Origin of the sequence: Streptomyces sp. NPDC059828, assembly GCF_042731955.1 — a bacterium.
In the GTDB taxonomy this organism is placed as follows: domain Bacteria; phylum Actinomycetota; class Actinomycetes; order Streptomycetales; family Streptomycetaceae; genus Streptomyces.
This window is the reverse complement of the sequence record NZ_JBHWIW010000003.1, coordinates 115,608-138,230: the sequence shown is the minus strand read 5'-3', so window position 1 is coordinate 138,230 and position 22,623 is coordinate 115,608. Positions and strand designations below refer to the sequence as shown.

Annotated in this window: 23 protein-coding genes; 8 read left to right on the top strand and 15 right to left on the bottom strand. The window is 70.6% G+C overall.

Annotated elements, in window-relative coordinates; all coding sequences use genetic code 11:
- Positions 1-228: 228 nt before the first annotated feature.
- Positions 229-897, top strand: coding sequence for a potassium channel family protein (locus ACFV6V_RS02935; protein WP_385558167.1), 669 nt, complete (start codon positions 229-231; stop codon positions 895-897).
- The gene (locus ACFV6V_RS02930; RefSeq protein ID WP_385558164.1) at positions 897-1,577 is read left to right on the top strand and encodes a potassium channel family protein; all 681 of its coding nucleotides are present in this window, start codon (positions 897-899) and stop codon (positions 1,575-1,577) included. The genes ACFV6V_RS02935 and ACFV6V_RS02930 overlap by 1 nt, the downstream gene beginning before the upstream one ends.
- Positions 1,578-1,764: 187 nt before the next feature.
- Here ACFV6V_RS02930 and ACFV6V_RS02925 read toward each other — a convergent pair whose 3' ends face one another.
- From ACFV6V_RS02925 to ACFV6V_RS02895, 7 genes are all read right to left on the bottom strand, one after another.
- Positions 1,765-2,529, bottom strand: a complete 765-nt coding sequence (locus tag ACFV6V_RS02925) for a DUF3159 domain-containing protein (protein WP_385558161.1) — start codon at positions 2,527-2,529, stop codon at positions 1,765-1,767.
- 3 nt (positions 2,530-2,532) lie between these two features.
- Entirely contained in the window at positions 2,533-2,940 is a 408-nt protein-coding gene (locus ACFV6V_RS02920) for an OB-fold nucleic acid binding domain-containing protein (protein WP_385558158.1), read from the bottom strand.
- A gap of 78 nt (positions 2,941-3,018) precedes the next feature.
- Positions 3,019-3,705 (bottom strand): response regulator, encoded by a 687-nt coding sequence (locus ACFV6V_RS02915; protein ID WP_385558155.1) that lies wholly within the window; start codon positions 3,703-3,705, stop codon positions 3,019-3,021.
- A gap of 67 nt (positions 3,706-3,772) precedes the next feature.
- A complete protein-coding gene (locus tag ACFV6V_RS02910; protein ID WP_385558152.1) occupies positions 3,773-6,322 on the bottom strand; it encodes an ATP-binding protein in 2,550 nt (849 codons plus the stop codon).
- Between the two features lie 234 nt (positions 6,323-6,556).
- Positions 6,557-7,324, bottom strand: a complete 768-nt coding sequence (locus ACFV6V_RS02905; RefSeq protein WP_385558149.1) for a DUF3710 domain-containing protein — start codon at positions 7,322-7,324, stop codon at positions 6,557-6,559.
- 1 nt (position 7,325) lies between these two features.
- Positions 7,326-7,853 (bottom strand): dUTP diphosphatase, encoded by a 528-nt coding sequence (dut, locus tag ACFV6V_RS02900; protein WP_385558146.1) that lies wholly within the window; start codon positions 7,851-7,853, stop codon positions 7,326-7,328.
- Positions 7,853-8,428, bottom strand: a complete 576-nt coding sequence (locus ACFV6V_RS02895; protein ID WP_361281940.1) for a PaaI family thioesterase — start codon at positions 8,426-8,428, stop codon at positions 7,853-7,855. The genes dut and ACFV6V_RS02895 overlap by 1 nt, the downstream gene beginning before the upstream one ends.
- Before the next feature lie 58 nt (positions 8,429-8,486).
- On the opposite strand from ACFV6V_RS02895, the gene ACFV6V_RS02890 reads away from it, so the two are divergent.
- Positions 8,487-8,966, top strand: a complete 480-nt coding sequence (locus tag ACFV6V_RS02890; protein ID WP_385558143.1) for a DUF3093 domain-containing protein — start codon at positions 8,487-8,489, stop codon at positions 8,964-8,966.
- A 65-nt stretch (positions 8,967-9,031) separates the two neighbouring features.
- On the opposite strand, the gene ACFV6V_RS02885 is transcribed toward ACFV6V_RS02890, so the two are convergent.
- From ACFV6V_RS02885 to ACFV6V_RS02870, 4 genes are all read right to left on the bottom strand, one after another.
- Positions 9,032-9,997 (bottom strand): hypothetical protein, encoded by a 966-nt coding sequence (locus ACFV6V_RS02885; RefSeq protein ID WP_385558140.1) that lies wholly within the window; start codon positions 9,995-9,997, stop codon positions 9,032-9,034.
- Between the two features lie 13 nt (positions 9,998-10,010).
- The gene (locus ACFV6V_RS02880; RefSeq protein ID WP_338673390.1) at positions 10,011-10,307 is read right to left on the bottom strand and encodes a DUF4193 domain-containing protein; all 297 of its coding nucleotides are present in this window, start codon (positions 10,305-10,307) and stop codon (positions 10,011-10,013) included.
- A gap of 450 nt (positions 10,308-10,757) precedes the next feature.
- Complete coding sequence (locus tag ACFV6V_RS02875) at positions 10,758-11,999, bottom strand: sensor histidine kinase (RefSeq protein WP_385558137.1); 1,242 nt, start codon at positions 11,997-11,999, stop codon at positions 10,758-10,760.
- 4 nt (positions 12,000-12,003) lie between these two features.
- Positions 12,004-12,657 carry a response regulator transcription factor gene (locus tag ACFV6V_RS02870; protein WP_361281948.1) on the bottom strand — a complete coding sequence of 218 codons (654 nt, stop codon included), beginning with the start codon at positions 12,655-12,657 and terminating at the stop codon, positions 12,004-12,006.
- A gap of 394 nt (positions 12,658-13,051) precedes the next feature.
- Here ACFV6V_RS02870 and ACFV6V_RS02865 point away from each other — a divergent pair, with 394 nt between their 5' ends.
- Positions 13,052-13,225, top strand: coding sequence for a hypothetical protein (locus ACFV6V_RS02865; RefSeq protein WP_361281950.1), 174 nt, complete (start codon positions 13,052-13,054; stop codon positions 13,223-13,225).
- Between the two features lie 99 nt (positions 13,226-13,324).
- Here ACFV6V_RS02865 and ACFV6V_RS02860 read toward each other — a convergent pair whose 3' ends face one another.
- Positions 13,325-14,125 (bottom strand): inositol monophosphatase family protein, encoded by an 801-nt coding sequence (locus tag ACFV6V_RS02860; protein ID WP_385558132.1) that lies wholly within the window; start codon positions 14,123-14,125, stop codon positions 13,325-13,327.
- 98 nt (positions 14,126-14,223) lie between these two features.
- The gene (locus tag ACFV6V_RS02855; protein ID WP_385558129.1) at positions 14,224-15,375 is read right to left on the bottom strand and encodes a ferrochelatase; all 1,152 of its coding nucleotides are present in this window, start codon (positions 15,373-15,375) and stop codon (positions 14,224-14,226) included.
- A gap of 205 nt (positions 15,376-15,580) precedes the next feature.
- On the opposite strand from ACFV6V_RS02855, the gene ACFV6V_RS02850 reads away from it, so the two are divergent.
- Both ACFV6V_RS02850 and ACFV6V_RS02845 read left to right on the top strand, forming a co-directional pair.
- Positions 15,581-16,825: an MFS transporter gene (locus tag ACFV6V_RS02850; RefSeq protein ID WP_385558127.1), complete on the top strand. Its 1,245-nt coding sequence runs from the start codon at positions 15,581-15,583 to the stop codon at positions 16,823-16,825.
- Positions 16,782-18,104 (top strand): D-arabinono-1,4-lactone oxidase, encoded by a 1,323-nt coding sequence (locus ACFV6V_RS02845; RefSeq protein WP_385558125.1) that lies wholly within the window; start codon positions 16,782-16,784, stop codon positions 18,102-18,104. The genes ACFV6V_RS02850 and ACFV6V_RS02845 overlap by 44 nt, the downstream gene beginning before the upstream one ends.
- Before the next feature lie 31 nt (positions 18,105-18,135).
- On the opposite strand, the gene ACFV6V_RS02840 is transcribed toward ACFV6V_RS02845, so the two are convergent.
- The gene (locus ACFV6V_RS02840) at positions 18,136-18,981 is read right to left on the bottom strand and encodes a hypothetical protein (RefSeq protein ID WP_385558122.1); all 846 of its coding nucleotides are present in this window, start codon (positions 18,979-18,981) and stop codon (positions 18,136-18,138) included.
- A gap of 464 nt (positions 18,982-19,445) precedes the next feature.
- Between ACFV6V_RS02840 and sepH the strand changes: the two genes are divergently transcribed.
- Positions 19,446-20,495, top strand: coding sequence for a septation protein SepH (sepH, locus tag ACFV6V_RS02835; protein ID WP_385558119.1), 1,050 nt, complete (start codon positions 19,446-19,448; stop codon positions 20,493-20,495).
- Between the two features lie 100 nt (positions 20,496-20,595).
- Here the strand turns inward: sepH and ACFV6V_RS02830 are convergent, their stop codons facing one another.
- Positions 20,596-21,450, bottom strand: a complete 855-nt coding sequence (locus ACFV6V_RS02830) for a sulfurtransferase (RefSeq protein WP_385558116.1) — start codon at positions 21,448-21,450, stop codon at positions 20,596-20,598.
- A gap of 238 nt (positions 21,451-21,688) precedes the next feature.
- Between ACFV6V_RS02830 and ACFV6V_RS02825 the strand changes: the two genes are divergently transcribed.
- Positions 21,689-22,465 (top strand): VOC family protein, encoded by a 777-nt coding sequence (locus ACFV6V_RS02825; protein WP_385558114.1) that lies wholly within the window; start codon positions 21,689-21,691, stop codon positions 22,463-22,465.
- The last annotated feature ends 158 nt before the right edge of the window (positions 22,466-22,623 follow it).

Below are 22,623 nucleotides of genomic sequence, written 5' to 3'. Positions count from 1 at the left end.
TACGCGGGTACGGAGGGCTATGGGGATCCACGTGATCCACGGGCGGCGGCACGTCAGTGCGTTCGAATCGGTACCGCGGATGAGGGCAAGCTGGTAGCCGCGTCATAAGCTCGTCAAGGGCAGCGCCGGGCGCTCGTCCCCCCTCCACTGCCCAGCAGAGCCGAGAGAGAAGAGTGACCAGGGTGTTTGCGCAGGTCAGCCGGATGACCAGGACTGCGGGGTAGATAGGTGCACATTGTCATCATGGGCTGCGGCCGGGTGGGAGCGGCGCTCGCGCAGACCCTGGAGCAGCAGGGGCACACGGTCGCCGTGGTCGACCAGGACCCCACGGCTTTCCGCCGGCTGGGTTCCGGGTTCGGCGGGCGGCGGGTGACCGGTGTCGGCTTCGACCAGGACACGCTGCGCGAGGCGGGCATCGAGGAGGCCGGCGCCTTCGCCGCCGTGAGCAGCGGCGACAACTCGAACATCATCGCCGCGCGGGTCGCCCGCGAGATGTTCGGCATCGAGAACGTGGCCGCGCGGATCTACGACCCCCGGCGCGCCGAGGTCTACCAGCGTCTCGGGATCCCGACCGTGGCCACCGTCCGGTGGACCGCCGACCAGATGCTGCGGCGGCTGCTCCCGTCCGGTGCGGAGCCGTTGTGGCGGGACCCGAGCGGCGGTGTGCAGCTCGCCGAGGTGCACACGTCGGCGGCCTGGATCGGCCACAAGATCAGCAAGCTGCAGGAAGAGACGGGCGTGCGTGTCGCGTTCCTCACGCGGCTGGGCGAGGCGGTGCTTCCGACGTCGCAGACGGTGCTGCAGGAAGGCGATCTGGTCCATGTGATGATGCGCACGGACGAGATCGAGAAGGTCGAGGCGGCGTTCGCCCAGGGTCCTGAGGAGGACGGTCACTGATGCGGGTCGCGATTGCCGGGGCCGGCGCGGTGGGGCGTTCCATCGCGGGCGAGCTGCTGGAGAACGGGCACGAGGTGCTCCTGATCGACAAGGCACCCACCGCGATCTCGGTGGAGCGGGTGCCGCAGGCGGAGTGGCTGCTGGCCGACGCCTGTGAGATCACGTCGCTCGACGAGGCCGCGCTGCAGCGCTGCAACGTCGTGATCGCGGCGACCGGTGACGACAAGGTCAATCTGGTCGTGTCACTGCTGGCGAAGACCGAGTACGGCGTGCCGCGCGTGGTCGCCCGGGTGAACAACCCCAAGAACGAGTGGCTCTTCAACGAGTCCTGGGGCGTGGATGTCGCGGTGTCCACGCCGCGTCTGATGTCGGCGCTGGTCGAGGAGGCGGTGAGCGTCGGCGACCTGGTCCGGCTGCTGCGCTTCAGCCACGGCGACGCCAACCTGGTGGAGCTGACGCTGCCGCCCGAGTCGGCGCTCGCGGGCACCCAGGTCGGGGATGTGGCCTGGCCGGAGGACACCTCGCTGGTGACCATCATCCGCGGTCCCCGGGTCCTCACCCCGCACGGCGAGGAGACGCTGGAGCCGGGAGACGAGCTGCTGTTCGTCGCGGCCCAGGCCCGCGAGGAGCAGCTGGAGGACCTGCTGTCGGTACGCCGGGGGGACCCTGCGGAGAGCTGACGCGAGTCAGCCGTCGCGTTGTCGCTACGGCCCGGGGAACCACGTTCCCCGGGCCGTGCTGCGTGTGACGGGCCGGTTGGCTCGCGCTGCGCGGCGTCGCGGGCATACGAACGGCCCGGGACCTTCTGGTCCTGGGCCGTTCGTGCACGCGGACTCACGCGCATCGTTCATGCGAAAGAGGGCTGGGCTACGCCTCGTGGTCGCCCCGCGCGGCTGCGTTGCGCTCTTCCTCGGCTCGCTCCTCCTTGGCGCGCTCCGCGCGCTCCTGCTCCTCCATCTCCGCGAAGACGTCGATGGGCGGTGGTGCCTTCGCCAGGAAGACCCAGGTCAGATAGACCGCCAGCAGGAACGGCGGGATCTTCAGGGCCACCAGCACCCAGCCGAACTGGGTGGTGTCCGCCCACCAGTAAAGCGGGAAGAGGATGGCGCACTTGGCCAGCAGGATGAGGCCCCATGCCCAGCTGGCCTTCGCGTACGCCTTCTTGCGGCCCGGGTTGCGGGTGCGCCAGGAGAGGTTCTCCTTGAAGACCGGGCCGAGGATGAGGCCGATCAGCGGCACGCCCGCGAGGGTGGTGATGATGTACGCGAGCCCGAGGCCCAGCGTGTACAGCATGCCCGGCAGGTAGAAGTCCTTCGCGTTGCCGGTCATCATCGCGAAGACCACACCGAAGGCCACCCCGAAGACACCGCTGAACGCGTGCTTCACGGTGTCCCGGCGGATCAGCCGTACCGCGACCAGCAGCAGCGAGACCGCGAGTGCGGCGATCGCCGAGATGTGCAGGTCCTTGTTGATCGTGAAGATCGTGACGAAGAGCAGCCCGGGCAGGACCGTCTCCACCATGCCCCGGATCCCGCCGAAGGCGTCGAACAGGGCCGCTTCCGTGACGGCCCTGTTGTGCTCGGGGCCACGGTCTTCCTGATCCTGCGCGGTCGGCTTGTCGAGGGAGGTCACCGGCTACTCCTGTCCGAGCGGTCGCAGCTCGTATTTGGGGTTGAACAGCACACGCCGGCCGTGGCTCATGGCGATCCGGCCCGAGGCGATCATCCTGCGGCCCGGTTCTATGCCCACGATCGAGCGCCGGCCCAGCCACACCACGTCCAGAGCGGCGGAGCCGTCGAACAGCTCCGCCTCCAGGGCCGGGACTCCGGCCCTCGGGCGCAGGGTGACCGTGCGCAAGGTACCAGTCACCTTCACGATCTGGCGGTCCCCGCAGTCGGAGATACGCGTGCAACCCGATGCCTGTGAGTCCTCCTGGAGCTCCTCGGACTCGAGGTCCTCCTGGGAGCTGGACAGACGGTCGAGCATCCGGCGGAAGCGGCCGGCCGGTTTCTCGCCATTCCCGGATCGAGATGCAGCACTCATACCGAAAGCGTACCGGGGCGCTACCCCGGCCCGGTCACGAACCGATCATGGCCGTTTCGGGCCGGTGCCCACCGCGGGTCAGCGTTCGAAGCGGTATCCCATTCCGGGCTCCGTGAGGAAGTGCCTGGGGTGCGAGGGGTCCGCCTCCAGCTTGCGCCGAAGCTGGGCCATGTAGACCCGCAGATAGTTGGTCTCCGTGCCGTACGAGGGCCCCCACACCTCCTGGAGCAGCTGCTTCTGGCTGACCAGGCGTCCGGTGTTGCGCACCAGGACCTCCAGCAGGTGCCATTCGGTCGGGGTGAGGCGTATGTCCTTGCCACCGCGGTTGACCTTCTTCGCGGCGAGGTCGACGGTGAACCCCTCCGTCTCGACGACGACGACCGCGTCGTCACCGCCGCCGACCGGCTCGGCCCTGCGCACCGCGGCGCGCAGCCGTGCCAGCAGCTCGTCCATCCCGAACGGCTTGGTCACGTAGTCGTCGGCGCCCGCGTCCAGTGCCTCGACCTTCTCGTCGGAAGTGTGCCGCGCGGAGAGCACCAGGATCGGGACGCGCGTCCAGCCCCGCAGGCCCTTGATCACCTCGACGCCGTCCATGTCCGGCAGTCCGAGGTCGAGGACGACGGCGTCGGGGTGGCGGGCGGCGGCGAGCTGGAGCGCCGTCGCGCCGTCGGCGGCCGCGTCGACGTCGTACTTGCGCGCCTTCAGGTTGATCACGAGGGCACGTACGATCTGCGGCTCGTCGTCGACCACGAGCACTCGGGTCATGAGTCCCTGCCTTTCGTCTCTCGTCTTCTCGTCCGTGCGGAGGGTGGCGCGGGACGGTGGGCCCCGGTCAGGTGGTGACCTGGGCGGGGAGCTCGGAGCCGACGGGGCTGCCGGGCGCCCCCTGGAGGGTCAGCACCATCGTCAGGCCGCCACCGGGGGTGTCCTCCGCCGTCAGCGTGCCGCCCATGGACTCCACGAAGCCCCGGGCCACGGCGAGACCGAGTCCCACGCCCGCACCGCGCGGGGCGTCACCGTAGCGCTGGAAGGGTTCGAATATCCGGTCCTTCGCCTCGTCGGGCACGCCCCGGCCACGATCCACGACCCGCACCTCGACACGGTCGCCGAGCGCGCTCGCGGACACCAGGACGGGGCTCGTGTCGGGGCTGTACTTGACGGCGTTCTCGACGATGTTGGCCACGGCCCGCTCCAGCAGTCCCTTGTCGACGCGCACCATCGGGAGCGTCTCCGGAATGTCGAGGCCGACAGCGGAGTCGGGGACCCCGACGAGCGCCATGGGCACCACCTCGTCGAGGTCGATGGTGCGAATGAGGGGCGTGACCGTGCCGGTCTGGAGCCTGGACATGTCCAGCAGATTGCCGACCAGGTGGTCGAGCCGGTCGGCCCCGGTCTCGATGCCTTCGAGGAGTTCGGCGCGGTCCTCGTCGGACCATTCGACGTCGTCGGAGCGCAGCGAGCTGACGGCCGCCTTGATACCGGCCAGCGGGGTGCGCAGATCGTGGCTGACGGCGGCCAGCAGCGAGGTGCGGATCTTGTTGCCCTCGGCGAGCTTGCGGGACTCCTCGGCATCGTCCACGAGTCGCTGGCGGTCCAGGACCACGGCCGCCTGAGCCGCGAAGGCACCGAGGACACGGCGGTCGGCGGCGGGCAGCACCCGCCCGGACAGAGCCAGCGCCATGTGGTCGCCGACCGGCATGTCCACATCCGCGTCATCGGGGCGGGCGGCGGGCGAGGGACCGACGCTGCCCGCGCACTCCCAGGGCTCCACGTCGCTGGTGCGCTCCAGAAGCGCCACCGACTCCATACCGAAGGTCTCCCGCACCCGCTCCAGGAGCGCGTCCAGGGTGGTCTCGCCGCGCAGCACACTGCCCGCGAGGAACGACAGGATCTCGGACTCGGCGCGCAGCCGGGCGGCCTGGTGGGTGCGGCGGGCCGCGAGGTCCACGACCGAGGCCACCGAGATGGCGACCGCCACGAAGATCACTATCGCGACGATGTTGCGGGGGTCGGCGATCGTGAAGAGGTGCAGCGGCCGGGTGAAGTAGTAGTTCAGCAGCAGTGAGCCCAGGGCGGCCGAGGCCAGCGCGGGCAGCAGCCCGCCGATCAGCGCCGCCGCCACGGTCAGCGCCAGGAACAGCAGCATGTCATTGGCGAGTCCGAGCTCCGTCCCGCCCTGCTGGATCCTCGTGAGGACCAGGGCCAGCAGCACGGGGCCCAGGACACCGACGAACCATCCCGCGATGATCCGGGAACGGCCCAGCCGGGCGCCGCGTGCGACGGGCAGACCGCGCCCCTTGGCGGCCTCCTCGTGCGTCACGATGTGTACGTCGAGGTCGGGTCCCGACTCCCGGGCGACAGTCGCGCCGACGCCGGGCCCGAACACGTACTGCCAGGTCTTGCGGCGCGAGGAGCCGAGCACGATCTGGGTGGCGTTGACCCCGCGTGCGAAGTCGAGCAGCGCTGCTGGGATGTCGTCACCGATGACGTGGTGGAAGGTGCCGCCGAGGTCCTCCACAAGGGTGCGCTGGACCGCCAGCTCCTTCGGAGACGCCGAGGTCAGCCCGTCACTGCGCGCGACATAGACGGCGAGGATCTCGCTTCCGGAGCCCTTGGCCGCCATCCGGGCCGCCCTGCGGATCAGGGTGCGGCCCTCGGGGCCGCCGGTGAGTCCGACGACGATCCGCTCGCGGGCCTGCCAGGTGGTGCGGATGTTGTGCTCGCCGCGGTACTGCTGGAGGTATTCGTCGACCCGGTCGGCGACCCACAGCAGCGCGAGCTCGCGCAGCGCGGTGAGGTTGCCCAGGCGGAAGTAGTTGGACAGCGACGCGTCGACCTTGTCCGGCTGGTAGATGTTGCCGTGCGCCATCCTGCGGCGCAGCGCCTGGGGCGACATGTCGACCAGTTCGATCTGGTCGGCACGGCGCACGACCTCGTCGGGCACGGTCTCCCGCTGCCGCACCCCGGTGATCGACTCGACGACGTCTCCGAGCGACTCCAGGTGCTGGATGTTGACGGTCGAGATGACGTCGATGCCCGCGGCCAGCAGCTCCTCGACGTCCTGCCAGCGCTTGGCGTTCCGCGCGCCCGGCACATTGGTGTGGGCCAGCTCGTCCACCAGGGCGACGGCGGGCCGGCGCCGGAGCACCGCGTCCACGTCCATCTCCGTGAACACGGTGTCCCGGTAGGCCATCTCGCGGCGCGGGGTCTGCTCGAGACCGTGCAGCATGACCTCCGTGCGGGGCCGGTCGTGGTGCTCCACGAAGCCGACCACGCAGTCGGTGCCACGCTCCACCCGGCGGTGTGCCTCGGAGAGCATCGCGTAGGTCTTGCCCACGCCCGGAGCCGCGCCGAGGTAGATGCGTAGCTTGCCGCGTGCCATGGCCTCATTGTCCTTCGATGGCCACCCCCGGTGGGCGGCTGTGTCCACAGCGGACACTCATTGAAGCTACATCCATCAAATCCGCCAAAACGGACATCATTCGGTGGCGATGGACGTATTGATGCGATTCTGACGCGAGCACGGCGAGCGAGCAGCAGCGCCCCGGGGCACGGAAACACCGACGGGGGCCGTACACCACGCACGGTGTACGACCCCCATCACGGAAAGCTGACGTCAGCGCACCTCGGTGATCTCAGGTCCGCGCTGGAGCTGCCCCATCCCTCCGGAGAAGCGGGACCCTTCCTGCTCCTCCGTCTGGATGCCCTCGGGCACCATCTGAGCGTCGTTCGGGAGCTTGAGGACGATGGGATCGCGCGGAGCCATCGGGCCCTCGCCGCGCACCACGACCGTGTCCCTGAAGATCTGCTCCAGCAGTCCGGCCGCCTCGGGCTGGACCGCGCCCTGCCCGGAGATCACTCCACGCAGGAACCACCGCGGCCCGTCGACGCCGACGAAGCGGACGAGCTGGACGCCCCCGGTGCCGTCCGGGAGCTGGACGGGCACCTGCGCCCGGAGCTCCCAGCCCAGCGGACCCTCGACCTCGTCGATGACGCCGCCCTGCTGGGTGATGCCCGAGGCGATCTCCTCGCGGACCTCGCCCCAGATGCCTTCCTTCTTGGGCGCGGCGAACGCCTGAAGCTGGACCGCGCTGTCCCGCAGCACGACCGTCGCCGCGACGATCGCGTCGCCCGCGACCTCCACCCGCAGCTCCATGCCCTCGACTCCGGGCACGCAGAGACCGCCGAGGTCCACCCGGCCGTCGCCGGGCTGGGAGACCTCGGAGACGTCCCAGGGCCCGTCGGGCCGGGGCGCCGGCGGAAGGTTCACCCGGCGCGGCGCGTCTTCCTCCGCCGCGTCCTCCGTGTCGAGCTCGTCGACGACCTGCTCGGCCTCGCCCGCCACATCGTCGGCGGAACCGCTCTTCTTGCGACGTCCGAACACGTCACTGTCCTTCCCGGTCGGATACGACCGAAGCGTATCGATTCCCACCCTGTAGGCCGTCCACGCCTGACCCGCCCACAGCGGTGTGACCACCGGTGGACCCGAAGCCCCCCTCGGCCCGGGCCGATCCGGGAAGCTCCGCCACCTCGTGGAAGCGCACCTTCTCGACCTGCTGGACGACCAATTGGGCGATCCGGTCGTACCGCTCGAACCGCACGCTCTCGCGCGGGTCCAGATTGACCAGGATCACCTTGATCTCCCCACGGTACCCGGCATCCACCGTCCCTGGGGCATTGACCAGGGCGACACCGCACCGGGCGGCGAGGCCGGAGCGCGGATGCACGAAGGCCGCGTATCCGTCCGGGAGGGCGATGGACAGTCCCGTGGGCAGGACCACGCGCTCTCCGGGGGCGAGCTCGGCACCCTCCGTGGTCACCAGATCGACACCGGCGTCGCCCGGATGTGCGTACGCCGGAACCGGCACCTCGGGGTCCAGCCGCCGGATCAGTACGTCGACGGGGTTGCGCATCAGGGGTTCACCTCGAAGGCGCGGGCGCGCCTGACCTGGTCGGGATCCGCCATGACGGCCTGGATCTCCTGCTGGCGGCCATTGTCGACGAAGTGGTCGACCTTGACCTCTATGAACAGGGCTTCGGCCCGGACGGCGACCGGCCCCTCCGGGCCGCCGATCCGGCCGGTGGCCCTGGAGTAGATCTTCCGGCCGCTGACCGCGGTGACCTCGGCCTCCAGAAACAGCACGGTGTCCACCGGCACAGGGCGGACGAAGTCGGTCTCCAGCCGCCCGGTCACCGCGATCACGCGCAGCAGCCAGTTCAGCGAACCGAGCGTCTCGTCGAGCGCGGTGGCGAGCACGCCGCCGTGGGCCAGGCCCGGGGCGCCCTGATGGGCCGGGGCGACGGTGAACTCGGCGGTGAGACTGACGCCTTCCCCGGCCTTCGCCTCCAGGTGCAGCCCGTGGGGCTGTCCGCCGCCGCAGCCGAAGCAGTGGTCGTAGTGCGCGCCGAGGAGCTCGCCGGGGGCGGGCGCGTCGGGGTGCCGTACCGGCGGTATGGCGTCGGCGGGAGGGGTCAGTGCAGTACTCACAGGCGCAGACCTTACCCGCGCGGCAAGCCGCAGGTCGCGCCGTGCCAAGCTTGGATTCATGCAGCCTTCCGCCGCCTCCTCCGGATCGCCCTCCGCGCCGTCCTACGACGAGCGCCTCACCGCGCCTCGCTCGTGGTGGCTGATCGCCGCCCTGGCGGCTCTTTCCGGGGGTCTGGTGCTGCTTCCGCTGGGTCCGGTGCCGATGCTGGCGGGGCTGATCGGGGCGGGTGCGCTGGCGGCCGCCGCGGTGAGCTCCTACGGCTCTGCCCGGGTCCGGGTGGTGGCCGGCTCGCTGGTCGCCGGTGACGCGCGGATCCCGGTGTCGGCGCTCGGCGAGGCGGAGGTGCTGGACGCGGAGGAAGCCCGGGCCTGGCGTTCGTACAAGGCGGATCCGCGGGCGTTCATGCTGCTGCGCAGCTACGTCCCGACAGCGGTACGGGTGATGGTCACGGACCTGGAGGACCCGACGCCGTACGTGTATGTCTCGACCCGGGATCCCCGGGCGCTGGTGGCGGCGCTGGACGCCGTACGGGCCTGACCCGGCAGGACACAACCTGCCCGGCGACCGGGCAGGGCGCTACGACCCCGTCCAGTCAGTTCTCCTCAGTTCTCCAGCTCCCTGCGCAGCTCCGGCGGAAGCTCAGGGGGCAGCTCGCCCGTGGGCTGCTCCAGCCGCGGCAGGTCGGGCAGCGCGTCCCAGGGGATCTGCCGCTTGCGCAGGTCCTTCCTGATGCGCTCGGCGAGCTTTCTGGTGTCTCGCCGGTTCATCACCGCGCCCACGGCGGCGCCGACCATGAACGGCATCACGTTGGGCAGGTTGCGGACCATGCGCTTCATGATCTGCTGGCGCAGCTCGCGCTTCATCTGGCCGCCGAGCGCGGCGTTGATCGTCGTGGGCTTGGTGACGTCGATTCCGCGCTCTTCGGACCACGAGGTCAGATAGGCGGTGGCGCGCTCCTTGGCGTTGCCCGGGGGCCGCATGCCGTAGACCTCGTGGAGCTCGGCGATGAGCTTCAGCTCGACCGCGGCCACACAGACGATCTCCGTGGCCAGCTCGGCGGGCAGAGCGGGAGGCACGGGCAGCATCGCCGCCGCACCGATTCCGGCGCCGACGGTGGAGCTGGCGTTGGCCGCTCCCGCGATCAGTTTGTCGGCGAGCTCCTCGGGGCCGAGACCGGGGAAGTGCGCGCGGAGTGTCGCGAGATCGCGCACCGGGACGCGCGGGGCGATGTCGATGACGCGATCGGTCAGCAGACCCAGCAGGGCCTTGCCGGCCTCGCCGGTTCTGCGGACGCCGCTCTTGACGGCGTCGAGCCGCCGGTGCCTGTCCGGAGGCACCGGCTGTCCGGTGGCCTCGAGCGAGGCCGGGAGGCCTCGCTCGTCGTCACGTGCGTCGCCCGGAGAGGGCAGGTGGCCGGCATGCCCCTGACCCGCTCCGTGGGGCGCCTCGGCGCCGTGCCACGGCTCCGGGGCGCTCCGGGCATGCCCGGGCTCAGGAGTCCCCGGAGAGCCCTTGCGCCGGAAGCGTGGCTTCCTGAAGGGCTTCCCGAACGGTGTCCCGCCAGCCACGGCCGCTCGTGCCTCAGTCGCAGTCGCGGCAGATCGGCTGGCCGTTCTTCTCACGGGCCAGCTGACTCCTGTGATGCACCAGGAAGCAGCTCATGCAGGTGAACTCGTCAGCCTGCTTGGGCAGCACCCGGACGGCCAGTTCCTCGTTCGAGAGGTCGGCTCCGGGCAGCTCCAGGCCCTCGGCGGCCTCGAACTCGTCGACGTCGACAGTCGACGTCGACTTGTCGTTCCGACGAGCCTTGAGCTCTTCAATGCTGTCCTCGTTGAGATCGTCATCGGTCTTACGTGGGGTGTCGTAATCGGTTGCCATGTCGCTCTCCCCCTCTGGGTGTCTGCGGTGTCTCAGCGCACGTAACGCGTGAGAGGCCGGACTTGTGCCCGACCTGAGGCGGAGATTTTGCCTCACATCAAGGTCTGTTACTCAATCGACACCCAACCGGACCCCTCAAGAGTGATCAGGTTGGATGGCGATCGGGACCGTACACGGTCCGAATGTCGCACTGCACAGGCGCCACCCCGTGTACTTCCCGTGATACGGGCCCCTGAAAACCCGGACTTTTCCTGGTTTTCCACCGACTTCCGCTCACGGAGCGTAGATGGCCGGAAATCCACCACTGTGATCGATCACACAGAGAACTCACGGTGTCGAGTCCGGAGAATTCCGCGTAAAGCGAACAGAGATGTTTTCTCGTCCAGCAACGCGCTGACCGACGAGGGAAGGACGGCTCCGGGCATGCCCGGCCGCCCCGGAACGGCCACGTCAGACGGGCAGGGTCACCCGCATCACAAGGCCGCCGCCCTCGCGCGGCTCCGCGATGATACGGCCCCCGTGGGCACGTGCCACGGATCGGGCAATCGACAGGCCGAGTCCGACTCCCTTGTCACTGCCGGTGCGCTCCTGGCGCAGCCGCCGGAAGGGCTCGAAGAGGTTGTCGATCTCGTACGCCGGGACCACCGGGCCCGTATTGGACACCAGCAGCACCGCCTGACCGTGCGCGACCTCGGTGGTGACCGCCACCCAGCCGCCACGCTCGCCCGCCGGGACGTTGTACCGCACGGCGTTCTGCACCAGGTTCAGGGCGATCCGCTCCAGCAGGACCCCGTTGCCCTGGACGAGTGCGGGTGCCCTGCGCCCGCGGAACTCCACGCCCTTGGCCTCCGCCTCACTGCGCGCCTGGTCGACAGCTCGGGTGGCGACCTCGGCGAGGTCCACCGGTTTGCGCTCGATGATCTGGTTCTCGCTGCGGGCGAGAAGCAGCAGCCCCTCCACGAGCTGTTCGCTGCGCTCGTTGGTGGCCAGGAGGGTCTTGCCGAGCTGTCTGAGCTCCTCTCCGGCCTTGGGGTCGGAGAGGTGCACCTCCAGCAGGGTGCGGTTGATCGCCAGGGGTGTACGTAGCTCGTGGGAGGCGTTGGCGACGAACCGCTGCTGCGCCGTGAAGGCCCGCTCCAGCCGCTCGAGCATCTCGTCGAAGGTGTCGGCGAGCTCCTTCAGCTCGTCGTCCGGGCCGTCCAGCTCGATTCGCCGGGAGAGGTCGGAGCCCACCACGCGGCGCGCGGTGCGGGTGATCTTCCCGAGCGGGGAGAGCACCCGGCCTGCCATCGCGTAGCCGAAGGCGAACGCGATCACGCTCAGGCCGACGAGGGCGAACAGCGAGCGGGTGAGGAGCTCGTCCAGGGCATGCTGGCGCTGCTGGTTCACACAGGAGTTCACGAGCCGGTTGAAGGCTTCGGTCGAGTTGGGCGGGGTGTCCGGGAAGGTGCACACATCACTGCTCACCTGGCCCTTGTCGATCTTGAACGGCAGCTCGCTGCCCACCTGCACGGCCTGCGCGGCCAGCAGATAGATGATCGAGAGCAGCAGGATCCCGGCGATCAGGAACATCCCGCCGTAGAGCAGCGTGAGCCTTATCCGGATGGTCGGCCGGAACCAGGGGCGTGCCGGTTCACCGGGGGTCCAGGTGGGCTTCGGGGGCGCCGTGGGAGGCGCGGGTGCAGCCGCCACGGGGTCAGATCCGGTAGCCGGAGCCGGGGACCGTGACGATCACGGGCGGCTCGCCGAGCTTGCGGCGCAGCGTCATGACGGTGACCCGCACGACGTTGGTGAACGGGTCGGTGTTCTCGTCCCAGGCCTTCTCGAGCAGTTGCTCGGCCGACACGACCGCGCCCTCGCTGCGCATGAGCACCTCCAGTACGGCGAACTCCTTGGGGGCGAGCTGGACCTCCCTGCCGTCGCGGAAGACTTCGCGACGGTTCGGGTCCAGCTTGATTCCGGCGCGCTCCAGTACCGGCGGCAGCGGCACGGTGGTACGGCGGCCGAGAGCGCGTACCCGGGCGGTCAGCTCGGTGAAGGCGAACGGCTTGGGAAGGTAGTCGTCGGCACCCAGCTCCAAGCCCTCCACACGGTCGCTGACGTCACCGGACGCGGTGAGCATCAGAACCCGGGTGGGCATGCCCAGCTCCACGATCCTGCGGCAGACGTCGTCGCCGTGGACGAGCGGGAGGTCCCGGTCGAGCACGACGACGTCGTAGTCGTTCACCCCGATGCGCTCAAGGGCCGCGGCGCCGTCGTACACGACGTCGACCGCCATGGCCTCCCGGCGCAGCCCGGTGGCCACCGCATCGGCGAGCAGCTGCTCGTCCTCGACCACGAGTACGCGCACGTGGCTGGTCCTTCCTCTGGATCCTGGTCGCGGCCCCACCTCGTGATCACGCGCGATCGGGCATGACCAGGCGTGTTCAGACATGTTCAGGGCAGGGCTGTCGTAGTGGATGCACTGACTGTGTGCCTCCATCCTGCCCCTTACGCGCGTAAACCGGATGTAAGTCACGGTGGTGCCCGCGGGCACTCGGAAGGGGTACCGGGAATTCATGGGATTCCCTGAAGAGTTGAGGTTTCCCGGTGGGCGTGCCTGGGGAGGACGAGGGCACACCCGCGATCACGCCATGTATGTGGCCTGCCACACCCCGCTCTCTGTCCCCCAGGGAGGGGGCGTGATCAACCCGCCGTAGGCACACCCCCGTGCCATCGACCCACGACGACGAGGGGGCGCAACCATGGACGCATTCACCACAGGACTCCTGCATCGCATCAGGACCACGGAGACCGACCTCACCCGGGCCCGCGAGACGGGCGACGAATTCCTGGCGGAGGTCGAGCAGGCCGAGCTGGACGACCTGCACCGCCTCGCCGCCGAGCATGGCGTGGAGGTCGGCGCCGCGAGCGTCTGACAGCCGCGCATCGCATGCACGAGGGGCCCGGCACCGCCCGTTGAGCGGTGTCGGGCCCTCGTGCGTGCGCGCCGGTCGTGTCCGGAATCCGGGTGCGTGTCAGTCGTGCCAGGCGCCCAGCTCGTCGAGCAGGCGCTGCAGGGGCTCGAAGACCCCCGGGGTGGCGGCGATCGTCAGATCGCCGGAGGGCCGCTCGCCCGGGCGGGCGCCGGTGAGAGCCCCGGCCTCGCGGGCGATGAGGTCGCCGGCCGCGAGATCCCAGGCGTGCAGTCCGCGCTCGTAGTAGCCGTCCAGGCAGCCAGCGGCGACATCGCAGAGGTCGACGGCCGCCGATCCGCTGCGCCGGATGTCCCTCACCCGGGGGATGAGCCGGTGGGCGATCTCCGCCTGGTGACTGCGGACGGAGTGCACGTAGTTGAAGCCGGTCGCCACTAGGGCCTCGTCCAGCGGCGGCGCCGGGCGGCAGCGCAACCGTCGTTCGCCGCAGTAGGCACCGCGGCCGCGCACCGCGTGGTAGGTCTCACCGCGCATCGGCATGTCCACAACCCCGACCACGGTCTCGCCGTCCCGCTCGGCGGCGATCGACACGGCCCAGGTGGGCAGCCCGTACAGGTAGTTCACCGTGCCGTCCAGCGGATCGATCACCCAGCGCACCCCGCTGGTGCCGGGCGCCGATCCGCCCTCCTCGCCGAGGATCCCGTCATCGGGGCGCCGCTCGGCGAGGAATCCTGTGATCAGTTTCTCCGCCGCGATGTCCATCTCGGTCACGACATCGATCGGACTGGATTTGGTCGCGGCGACAGCCAGGTCGTCGGGCCGTCCGTCACGGAGCAGCGCTCCCGCTCGTCGTCCGGCCTCCTGGGCCAGGGACAGCAGTTCGTCGAGCAGGGGGTCGGTCACAGGGGGCTCCCTCGTCGGTACGGGTCGCGGACGTACGTCAACGCATCACGGATGCACATGGCCGCGCGGGCGCTCGGATACCGGCATGCACGGGGCGCTTATGCGTACGGGCTGTCGGCGCCCGCCGCCGCGGGCCGCTCCGAGCGCGGCGGACAGCAGCCGATCGGGCAGAGGTCGTACGACGGCCCGAGCGCCCCCAGCGCGCACCGCGCGACCGCCGTGCCCCGCTCGGTTGCCGCCCGCTCCAGCACCAGGTCCCGTACCGCCGCCGCAAACCGGGGGTCCGCACCCACCGTGGCCGAGCGGCGCACCGGAAGGCCCAGCTCGGCGGCCTTGGCGGTGGCCTCGGTGTCCAGGTCGTACAGCACTTCCATGTGGTCCGAGACAAACCCGATCGGGACCATCACGACGGCCGGAACCCCGGCCCCGTGCAGCTCCTCCAGGTGGTCGCAGATGTCCGGCTCCAGCCAGGGGATGTGCGGCGCCCCGCTGCGCGACTGGTAGACGAGCCGCCAGGGATGCTCGGTCCCCGTCTCCTCGCGCACCGCGTCGGCGATCACACGCGCCACGTCGAGGTGCTGCTTCACATACGCCCCGCCCTCCCCGTGTTCCCAGACGGGGCCCGACGCGTCCGCCGCGGCGTCCGGGATGGAGTGGGTGGTGAACGCGAGCTGCGCCCCGGCCCTGAGCTCTTCGGGGAGGTCCGCGAGCGCGGCCAGCACGCCCTCCACCATGGGGCCCACGAAGCCGGGGTGGTTGAAGTAGTGCCGCAGCTTGTCCACCCGGGGCAGCGGCAGGCCCTCCGCCTCCAGCGCCGCGAGCGCGTCGGCCAGATTCTCCCGGTACTGCCGGCAGCCCGAATAGGAGGCGTAGGCGCTGGTCGCGAGCACCGCGACCCGCCTGCGCCCGTCGAGCACCATCTCGCGCAAAGTGTCGGTCAGATACGGCGCCCAGTTGCGGTTGCCCCAGTAGACCGGCAGGGCGAGGCCCGCGGCGTCGAAGTCCGCGCGGAGCGCGGCGAGCAGGGCCCGGTTCTGGTCGTTGATCGGGCTGACCCCGCCGAACAGGAAGTAGTGCTGGCCGACTTCTTTCAGCCGCTCCTTGGGGATACCGCGGCCCCGCGTCACGTTCTCCAGGAACGGGACCACCTCGTCCGGTCCCTCGGGGCCGCCGAAGGACAGCAGCAGCAGGGCGTCGTAAGGCGCGGAGTCGGTCGGGGCGGTGTCGCGGGTGTCCAGCTGTTCGGCCATGGTGCCGATCCTCCCACTGTTCGCTCCTTGCTCTCCCGTCCCTCTTCCTCTTCTGGCCCCGCGGCAGGGGCCCGCGCCGAGGGGCCGAGTCGGGCCGGGACCCGCAGTGGAGTTAGGGTTACCTAACCCGTAAGCTGTTCGGGCTATCCACACGCCTTACGGAGCGCTCCCGCGCCCGTCCACCCCGTGCCCGACGGAGCGCCCCTTGCCCAGCCCCTACCGCGCGATATTCGCCACCCCCGGCGCCCTGGCGTTCTCAGCGGCCGGGTTCCTCGGCCGTATGCCGCTGTCCATGATGGGCGTCGGGATCGTGGTCATGATGTCCCAGCTGACTGGGCGTTACAGCATTGCGGGCGCGCTCTCCGCGACGCTCGCGCTCTCGGCGGCGGTGCTCGGCCCGCAGATCTCCCGGATGGTCGACCGGCACGGCCAGCGGCGGGTGCTGCGGCCCGCCCTGCTGGCCTCGGGCGCGGCGGTGGCGGGTCTGCTGGTCAGCGCCCGGCAGGGCGCCCCCGACTGGGTCTTCTTCGTGTTCACGGCCTGTGCGGGCTGCATCCCCAGTGTCGGAGCGATGACCAGGGCCCGCTGGGCCGCGATCCACGAGGGCGCGCCGGAGCGGCTGCACACGGCGTACGCCTTCGAATCGATCGTCGACGAGCTGTGCTTCATCGTCGGCCCGATCGTCTCCATCGGGCTGTCCACCGCCTGGTTCCCGGAGGCGGGTCCGCTGCTCGCCGGGGTGTTCCTGGTGATCGGTGTGCTCTGGCTGACGGCGCAGCGCGCCACCGAGCCCCCGGTGCATCCGCGCGACGCGCACACACCCGGCTCGGCACTGCGCTCCCCCGGTCTCCAGGTGCTGGTCGCGACGTTCGTGGCGATGGGCGCCATCTTCGGCTCGGTGGACGTGGTGACGGTCGCCTTCGCCGACGAACGGGGCAACAAGGCGGCGTCCAGCCTCGTACTCGCGGTCTACGCGCTGGGCTCCTGCCTCGCCGGAGCGGTCTTCGGGCTGCTGCGGCTGAAGGGCGAGCCGTCCCGCAGGTGGGTACTGGGCGTCTGTGCGATGACCGTGAGTATGATCCCCCTCCAACTGGCCGGGAATCTCGCGACCCTGGCCGTGTCGCTCTTTGTCGCGGGCCTGGCCATCGCACCGACGATGGTGACCACGATGGCCCTCGTCGAAGCGCACGTACCACGCACCAAGCTAACCGAGGGCATGTCCTGGACGGGTACCGGGCTCGCGGTCGGTGTAGCACTCGGCTTGTCGGCCTCCGGGTGGATGGTGGACGAGTACGGGGCCGGTGCGGCGTACGCGGTGCCCGCCGTGGCGGGAGTGCTCGCGGTCGTGATCGCGTTCCTGGGGTACCGCCGGCTGCGAGGGCCGGTGCCGACGCGGGAGGGGCAGGATGACGGGCACATCCACGACCAGGGCGGGGCACGCGTGGCGTAACTGGGCGGGGACGGTGACGTCCCGCCCGGTGCGCGAGGTCACCCCGGCCACGGCCGATGAACTCGCCGCCGTCATCCGCACGGCGGCGGAGGACGGACTGCGGGTGAAGACGGTCGGCACGGGTCACTCGTTCACCGCGATAGCGGCGACCGACGGGGTGCTGATACGCCCGGACCTGCTCACCGGTATCCGCGAGATCGACCGTGCGGCGATGACGGTGACGGTCGAGGCCGGCACGCCTCTGAAGCGGCTCAACGCCGCGCTCGCCCGTGAGGATCTGTCCCTCACGAACATGGGCGACATCATGGAGCAGACCGTGGCCGGCGCGACCAGCACGGGCACGCACGGCACGGGGCGCGATTCCGGTTCGATCGCCGCGCAGATCAGGGGGCTTGAGCTCATCACGGCGGACGGTTCGCTGCTGCGTTGCTCGGAGAAGGAGAATCCGGAGGTCTTCGCCGCGGCCAGGATCGGCCTCGGCGCCCTCGGTGTCGTCAGCGCGATCACCTTCGCCGTGGAGCCGCTCTTTCTGCTGACGGCCCGGGAGGAGCCCATGAGCTTCGACCGGGTCACGGCCGACTTCGACGAACTGAGCACCGAGAACGAGCACTTCGAGTTCTACTGGTTCCCTCACACGGACAACTGCAACACCAAGCGCAACAACCGCAGCACCGGTCCCGCCGCGCCGCCCGGGGCGCTGAGCGGCTGGGTCGAGGACGAGCTGCTGTCCAACGGCCTCTTCCAGGTGATCAATTCCCTCGGCAGGACGGTACCCGCGACGATCCCGCCGATCGCCAAGGTGGCCAGCCGCGCCCTGTCCGCCCGCACCTACACGGACATCGCGTACAGGGTCTTCACCAGCCCCCGCCGAGTGCGCTTCGTCGAGATGGAGTACGCGCTTCCACGGGCGGCCGTGGTCACGGCGCTGCGCGAGGTCAAAGCGATGATCGAGCGCTCACCCCTGCGTGTCAGTTTCCCCATCGAGGTACGGACCGCCCCGGCCGACGACATCACGCTGTCGACGGCGTCGGGGCGCGACAGCGCGTACATCGCCGTGCACATGTACAAGGGCACGCCGTACCGCTCCTACTTCACCGCGGTCGAGCAGATCATGACCGTGCACGGCGGCCGTCCTCACTGGGGCAAGATCCACACGCGGGACGCGGAGTACCTCGAGGGTGTGTACCCCCGGTTCGGCGAGTTCACCGCCCTTCGGGACCGGCTGGACCCCGGGCGGGTGTTCGGCAACGACTACCTGCGGCGGGTGCTGGGCGACTGATCCGGCCCCGCCCAGCGGCCGGCACCCGGGGTCATGGGGACCCCGGGCCACCGGACCCGTCCGCCGGGGGCCCACCGGGCGGCGGGGAGGAACCCTCACCGTCCGGGGGCGCGTCGGAAGAGGTCGGAGTCGGAGACGGGGACGGGGACGGGGACGGCGGTACGGAACCGGCGTCGCGGTCCGGCGCCGGGCGCGAGTCGCCGTCCTCACCCTGCTGCCCCTGCCGCCCGTCCGCACCGGGTCCCGTACCGTCGCCGGAACCACGGCCGGGCGAGGGACTGTGCTCGCGCTGCTCCGTCCCGCCTGCCGGAGAGGTGCCGTCGTCCGCACCTCCCCCGCCGACGCCACCGCCCGAGACGGCCGAGCCCACCGTCGTCCCCGTACCGCCGCTCAGCTCCCGACCCGTGGCCACCTCGTACCCGGTGATGCCGATCATCGCCACGGCGAACACCACCACCGCGGCCGAAAGGGGCCTTTTCCAGCCACGGAGCCGACTGCCATGGACGGTCGGCTCGCCGAACTCCCCTTCGGGGCGCGCCTCGCAAGGGGGACGGGGCGACCGACCGGGCCCGGGTCCGGCCTGGACGGCGGCATCGCGGATCTGTTCGCCGGTTCGCCGGAACAGGTGCTGGAGCACGGTGCCGCCACAGGTGGCGACTGCACTCACCACACCCGCGCCGATGATGGTTCCGTAGACCCCGAGCCGGGACGCCAGCACCGCCGCGGCGATCGCCGCGAGGGTGCTGCCCGCCACCTGGGGAACGCTCAGATCGAGGCGCTGGTCCTTGTGTTGTGCCGTCTTGAGCTCGTCCTGTTGTGCCGTGCCCAGCTCGTCACTGCCCGGCTGCGGATCCGTGTTCGACCTCTGCTTACCCATCTGTCCCACCATGCACCAAGTCGGGACATAAAGGCGAAGTGGATGATTCCACTTCAGGGAATTTCGTGAAGATTGATACCTCCCGTTTTGGGGTACGGGCTCAACTCCCGCACTCCGCCACAAGTTCGGCGGCGCGGCGGTCCACCCCCGTGGCCCGAATGGAGTACTGTGGCGAGCCCGGAGACCGGTCGCCTCATGGGCGTTCGGACTGCGGGAGGGGGCCGAAAAGCGGCACTCGAACCGGCGGCGCCGCGGCACCGCACGGCGCCTTGCGGCCCAGCGTGACGAAGCCGGTCACGCTGCGTTGTAAATAGGTAACCGTGCCATAACGGCGATCCAGGGCCCTTGCCCGACACGCCGGGCAACTCGGCAAGGTTGTGGCAGGCTGCACCCGGGCAGGCCACACTCGACTAGCGGAAGCAGCGACGTACGTGACGTCGGCAGGCACCACCCGGGAGGTCCCCATGCCCGAACTGCGTGTCGTGGCCGTCTCCAACGACGGCACACGACTGGTGCTGAAGGCTGCGGACAGCACGGAGTACACGCTTCCGATCGACGAGCGGCTGCGTGCCGCCGTCCGCAATGACCGCGCCCGCCTCGGCCAGATCGAGATCGAGGTGGAGAGCCACCTTCGGCCGCGCGACATCCAGGCCCGGATACGGGCCGGTGCCTCCGCCGAGGAGGTCGCCCAGCTCGCCGGCATCCCGGTCGACCGCGTGCGGCGCTTCGAGGGCCCCGTGCTGGCCGAGCGTGCGTTCATGGCGGAGCGGGCCCGCAAGACTCCCGTACGACGCCCCGGGGAGAACGCCGGCCCCCAGCTCGGCGAGGCGGTGCAGGAGCGGCTGCTGCTGCGCGGCGCCGAGAAGGACTCCGTGCAGTGGGACTCCTGGCGCCGTGACGACGGCACCTGGGAGGTACTCCTCGTCTACCGGGTCGCGGGTGAACCGCACTCGGCCTGCTGGATGTACGACCCGCCGCGGCGGCTCGTACAGGCCGTGGACGAGGAGGGACGCGCGCTGATCGGTGAGACCGACGACGCGCTCGCCGTCGCGCAGGAGCCGACCTTCCCCTTCGTCCCGCGCATCGCACGGCTGCCCCGCGACCGGCCGCTCGACCGGGTTCCCGAGCGCGCCCTGGACCGGCCCGCTCCGGTACCCGCCGCCGCAGAGTCCGAGGAGAGCGAGCGCGACTCCCTGACCAGTCTGCTGGAGGCGGTACCCAGCTTCCGTGGCGACATGGTCGTGCCCGACCGTCCGACTCCGGTCGACCCCCCCGCCACCGACCCCGACGATGAGGCGGTGGCAGAGGAGCCCCCGGCTCCCGCCGCATCGGCGGGCGCGGGCGCGGCCTACGCAGATGTCCTCATGCCCCGCGCGGTGAGCGGGCACCGTGATCGGCTCACCGGTACGACCGACCGCCAGGCGGAGGCCGACGGTGTCCGCCCCGGCCGCCGCGCGGCGGTGCCGAGCTGGGACGAGATCGTCTTCGGGACACGGCGGAAGAAGCAGGAGTAGCACCACCTCGGCTCTTCCGTGCCCTTCGCACCCTCGGCGCCACCCGAAGGGCCCGTACGACGTTCCGTACGGGCCCTCTCCGCAGGTCCGCGGTTCGCGGCTACTGTGGGTCGGGCCCCGTGGCCACCGGCCGGCTCGCGTCAGAGGACCACTCCGACCATGAGCCCGCGTAGAGCGCTGCCGGAATCCCGGCGATCGACAGGGCCAGGACCTCATGGGCGCCGGAGACACCCGATCCGCAGTAGACGCCGACCTCCGCGCCTTCCACCGCACCGAGGCGCTTGAAGCGGGTGGCCAGTTCCTGCGCCGGGAGGAAGGTCGCGGCCCCCGGGGTGACGTTCTCCGTCGTCGGCGCCGAGACAGCGCCGGGGATATGGCCGCCGACCCGGTCGATCGGTTCGACATCACCGCGGTAGCGCTCACCCGCCCGCGCGTCCAGCAGCAGCCCCTGGCGCGCCAGCGCCGCGGCCCCGTCAGCGTCGAGCAGGGGCACGGCACCCGGTGCCGGGGTGAAGTCGCCCGCCTCGGGCGCCGGGATCTCCGTGGTCAGCGGACCGTTCCAGGCCTCGAGCCCGCCGTCCAGTACGCGTACGTCCCCGTGCCCCGTCCAGCGGAGCAGCCACCAGGCCCGGGCGGCTGCCCAGCCCTGGCCTCCGTCGTACACCACGACCGGAGTGGACTCCGACACGCCCGCACGGCGCATCACCGCTCCGAAGGCCGCCACGTCCGGCAGGGGATGCCTGCCGCCCGCTCCGGGCGGACCGGCCAGCTCGGTATCGAGATCGATGTAGACAGCACCGGGAATGTGCCCGGCCTCGTACGCGACCCGCCCGTCGAAGGGAGGGGCGCCCGCCGCCTTGGCCAGGCTGAGCTGCCAGCGGATGTCGAGGAGCACGGGCGGCCGCTGACCGGCCGACTCGCTCAGCAGTTCTGATGCGGTGATGATGGGGTTCATAGCAGCCATCCTCGCGTAGGGCATGGGTACGGCATGCCCCCATCGGCGACGGAGGGGATGAGCCATGGCAGAACGGGCATCCTCCAGGGAGATCCCCGGAAACGCGGCGCGGCCGGGCCACGCCGCGCACCGGGTGGTGCAAGCATCTGGAGGGGGCACTGGGCTGCTGCCCGGCAGGGCTGCTCGTTCCCGGCCCCACGCCGCACGGCCACGACGATGGTCCGAGGAAAGGGTGACGATGACGACCGAGGCGACTCGGCGCACGCCCGGCACGCCCTGCTGGGTGAGCCTGATGGTGCACGGGCTTTCCGCGACGCAGGAGTTCTACCGGGATCTGTTCGGTTGGGACTTCATCCCCGGACCGCAGCACTTCGGCCCGTACGTCCGAGCCATGATCGACGGCAAGGAGGTGGCAGGCATCGGCCAGCTCCCGCCCGATCGCCATCTTCCGATCGCCTGGACCCCGTACATGGCCACCGAGGACGCCGACGAGACGGCCGAGCAGATCAGATGCTGCGGCGGGACCGTCGGCGTCGGTCCGCTGGACGCGGCAGACGCGGGCCGTATGGCGATCGCATCGGACCCGGAGGGTGGTGTGTTCGGCATCTGGCAGGCCGCCGCCCACACCGGCACCGCCCTGTTCGGCACCCATGGCACACCGGTCTGGAACGAACTGGTGACCAGAGAGACGTCGGCGGTCAGCAAGTTCTACCAGTCCGTCTTCGGATACGACGTGGAGCCGGTGGTCTCCACGGAGTTCGACTACGCGACCCTGCACCTGGAGGGCCGCGCGGTGGCTTCCCTGCACGGGGTCGGCCACGCCCTGCCCCGGGACAGGGGCTCGCACTGGATGACGTACTTCGAGGTCGAGGACACCGAGGAGTCCGCGGCCCTGGTGCGGGACCTCGGCGGCCATGTGCTGCACGAGCCCCGCGAGGGCAGCAGCGGATGGCTGGCGACGGTGGCCGACCCCGAGGGAGCGGTGTTCACGATCGTGAGGTCGGCCGAGCGCTGACGCGCGCCGGTGGCGGCCGGTCCAGTGCCGTGCCGGAACGGTTCACCGCCACCGGCACGGCCTGCGGCGGCCGTGGTGACCGGCGTGCTGCCCCACCGCACCCGCGGAGAACGGACATGCAGGGCATGGTCATGACTCCGCGACGCCGAACGGCGCCG

Coding starts and splice junctions, on each gene's coding strand:
- sepH (WP_385558119.1), top strand. CDS start 19,446: ATGCCCGAACTGCGTGTCGTGGCCGTCTCCAACGACGGCACACGACTG.
- ACFV6V_RS02845 (WP_385558125.1), top strand. CDS start 16,782: ATGACGGGCACATCCACGACCAGGGCGGGGCACGCGTGGCGTAACTGG.
- ACFV6V_RS02830 (WP_385558116.1), bottom strand. CDS start 21,450: ATGAACCCCATCATCACCGCATCAGAACTGCTGAGCGAGTCGGCCGGT.
- ACFV6V_RS02920 (WP_385558158.1), bottom strand. CDS start 2,940: ATGAGTGCTGCATCTCGATCCGGGAATGGCGAGAAACCGGCCGGCCGC.
- ACFV6V_RS02840 (WP_385558122.1), bottom strand. CDS start 18,981: ATGGGTAAGCAGAGGTCGAACACGGATCCGCAGCCGGGCAGTGACGAG.
- ACFV6V_RS02865 (WP_361281950.1), top strand. CDS start 13,052: ATGGACGCATTCACCACAGGACTCCTGCATCGCATCAGGACCACGGAG.
- ACFV6V_RS02915 (WP_385558155.1), bottom strand. CDS start 3,705: ATGACCCGAGTGCTCGTGGTCGACGACGAGCCGCAGATCGTACGTGCC.
- ACFV6V_RS02910 (WP_385558152.1), bottom strand. CDS start 6,322: ATGGCACGCGGCAAGCTACGCATCTACCTCGGCGCGGCTCCGGGCGTG.
- ACFV6V_RS02880 (WP_338673390.1), bottom strand. CDS start 10,307: ATGGCAACCGATTACGACACCCCACGTAAGACCGATGACGATCTCAAC.
- ACFV6V_RS02930 (WP_385558164.1), top strand. CDS start 897: ATGCGGGTCGCGATTGCCGGGGCCGGCGCGGTGGGGCGTTCCATCGCG.
- ACFV6V_RS02890 (WP_385558143.1), top strand. CDS start 8,487: ATGCAGCCTTCCGCCGCCTCCTCCGGATCGCCCTCCGCGCCGTCCTAC.
- ACFV6V_RS02855 (WP_385558129.1), bottom strand. CDS start 15,375: ATGGCCGAACAGCTGGACACCCGCGACACCGCCCCGACCGACTCCGCG.
- dut (WP_385558146.1), bottom strand. CDS start 7,853: ATGCGCAACCCCGTCGACGTACTGATCCGGCGGCTGGACCCCGAGGTG.
- ACFV6V_RS02825 (WP_385558114.1), top strand. CDS start 21,689: ATGACGACCGAGGCGACTCGGCGCACGCCCGGCACGCCCTGCTGGGTG.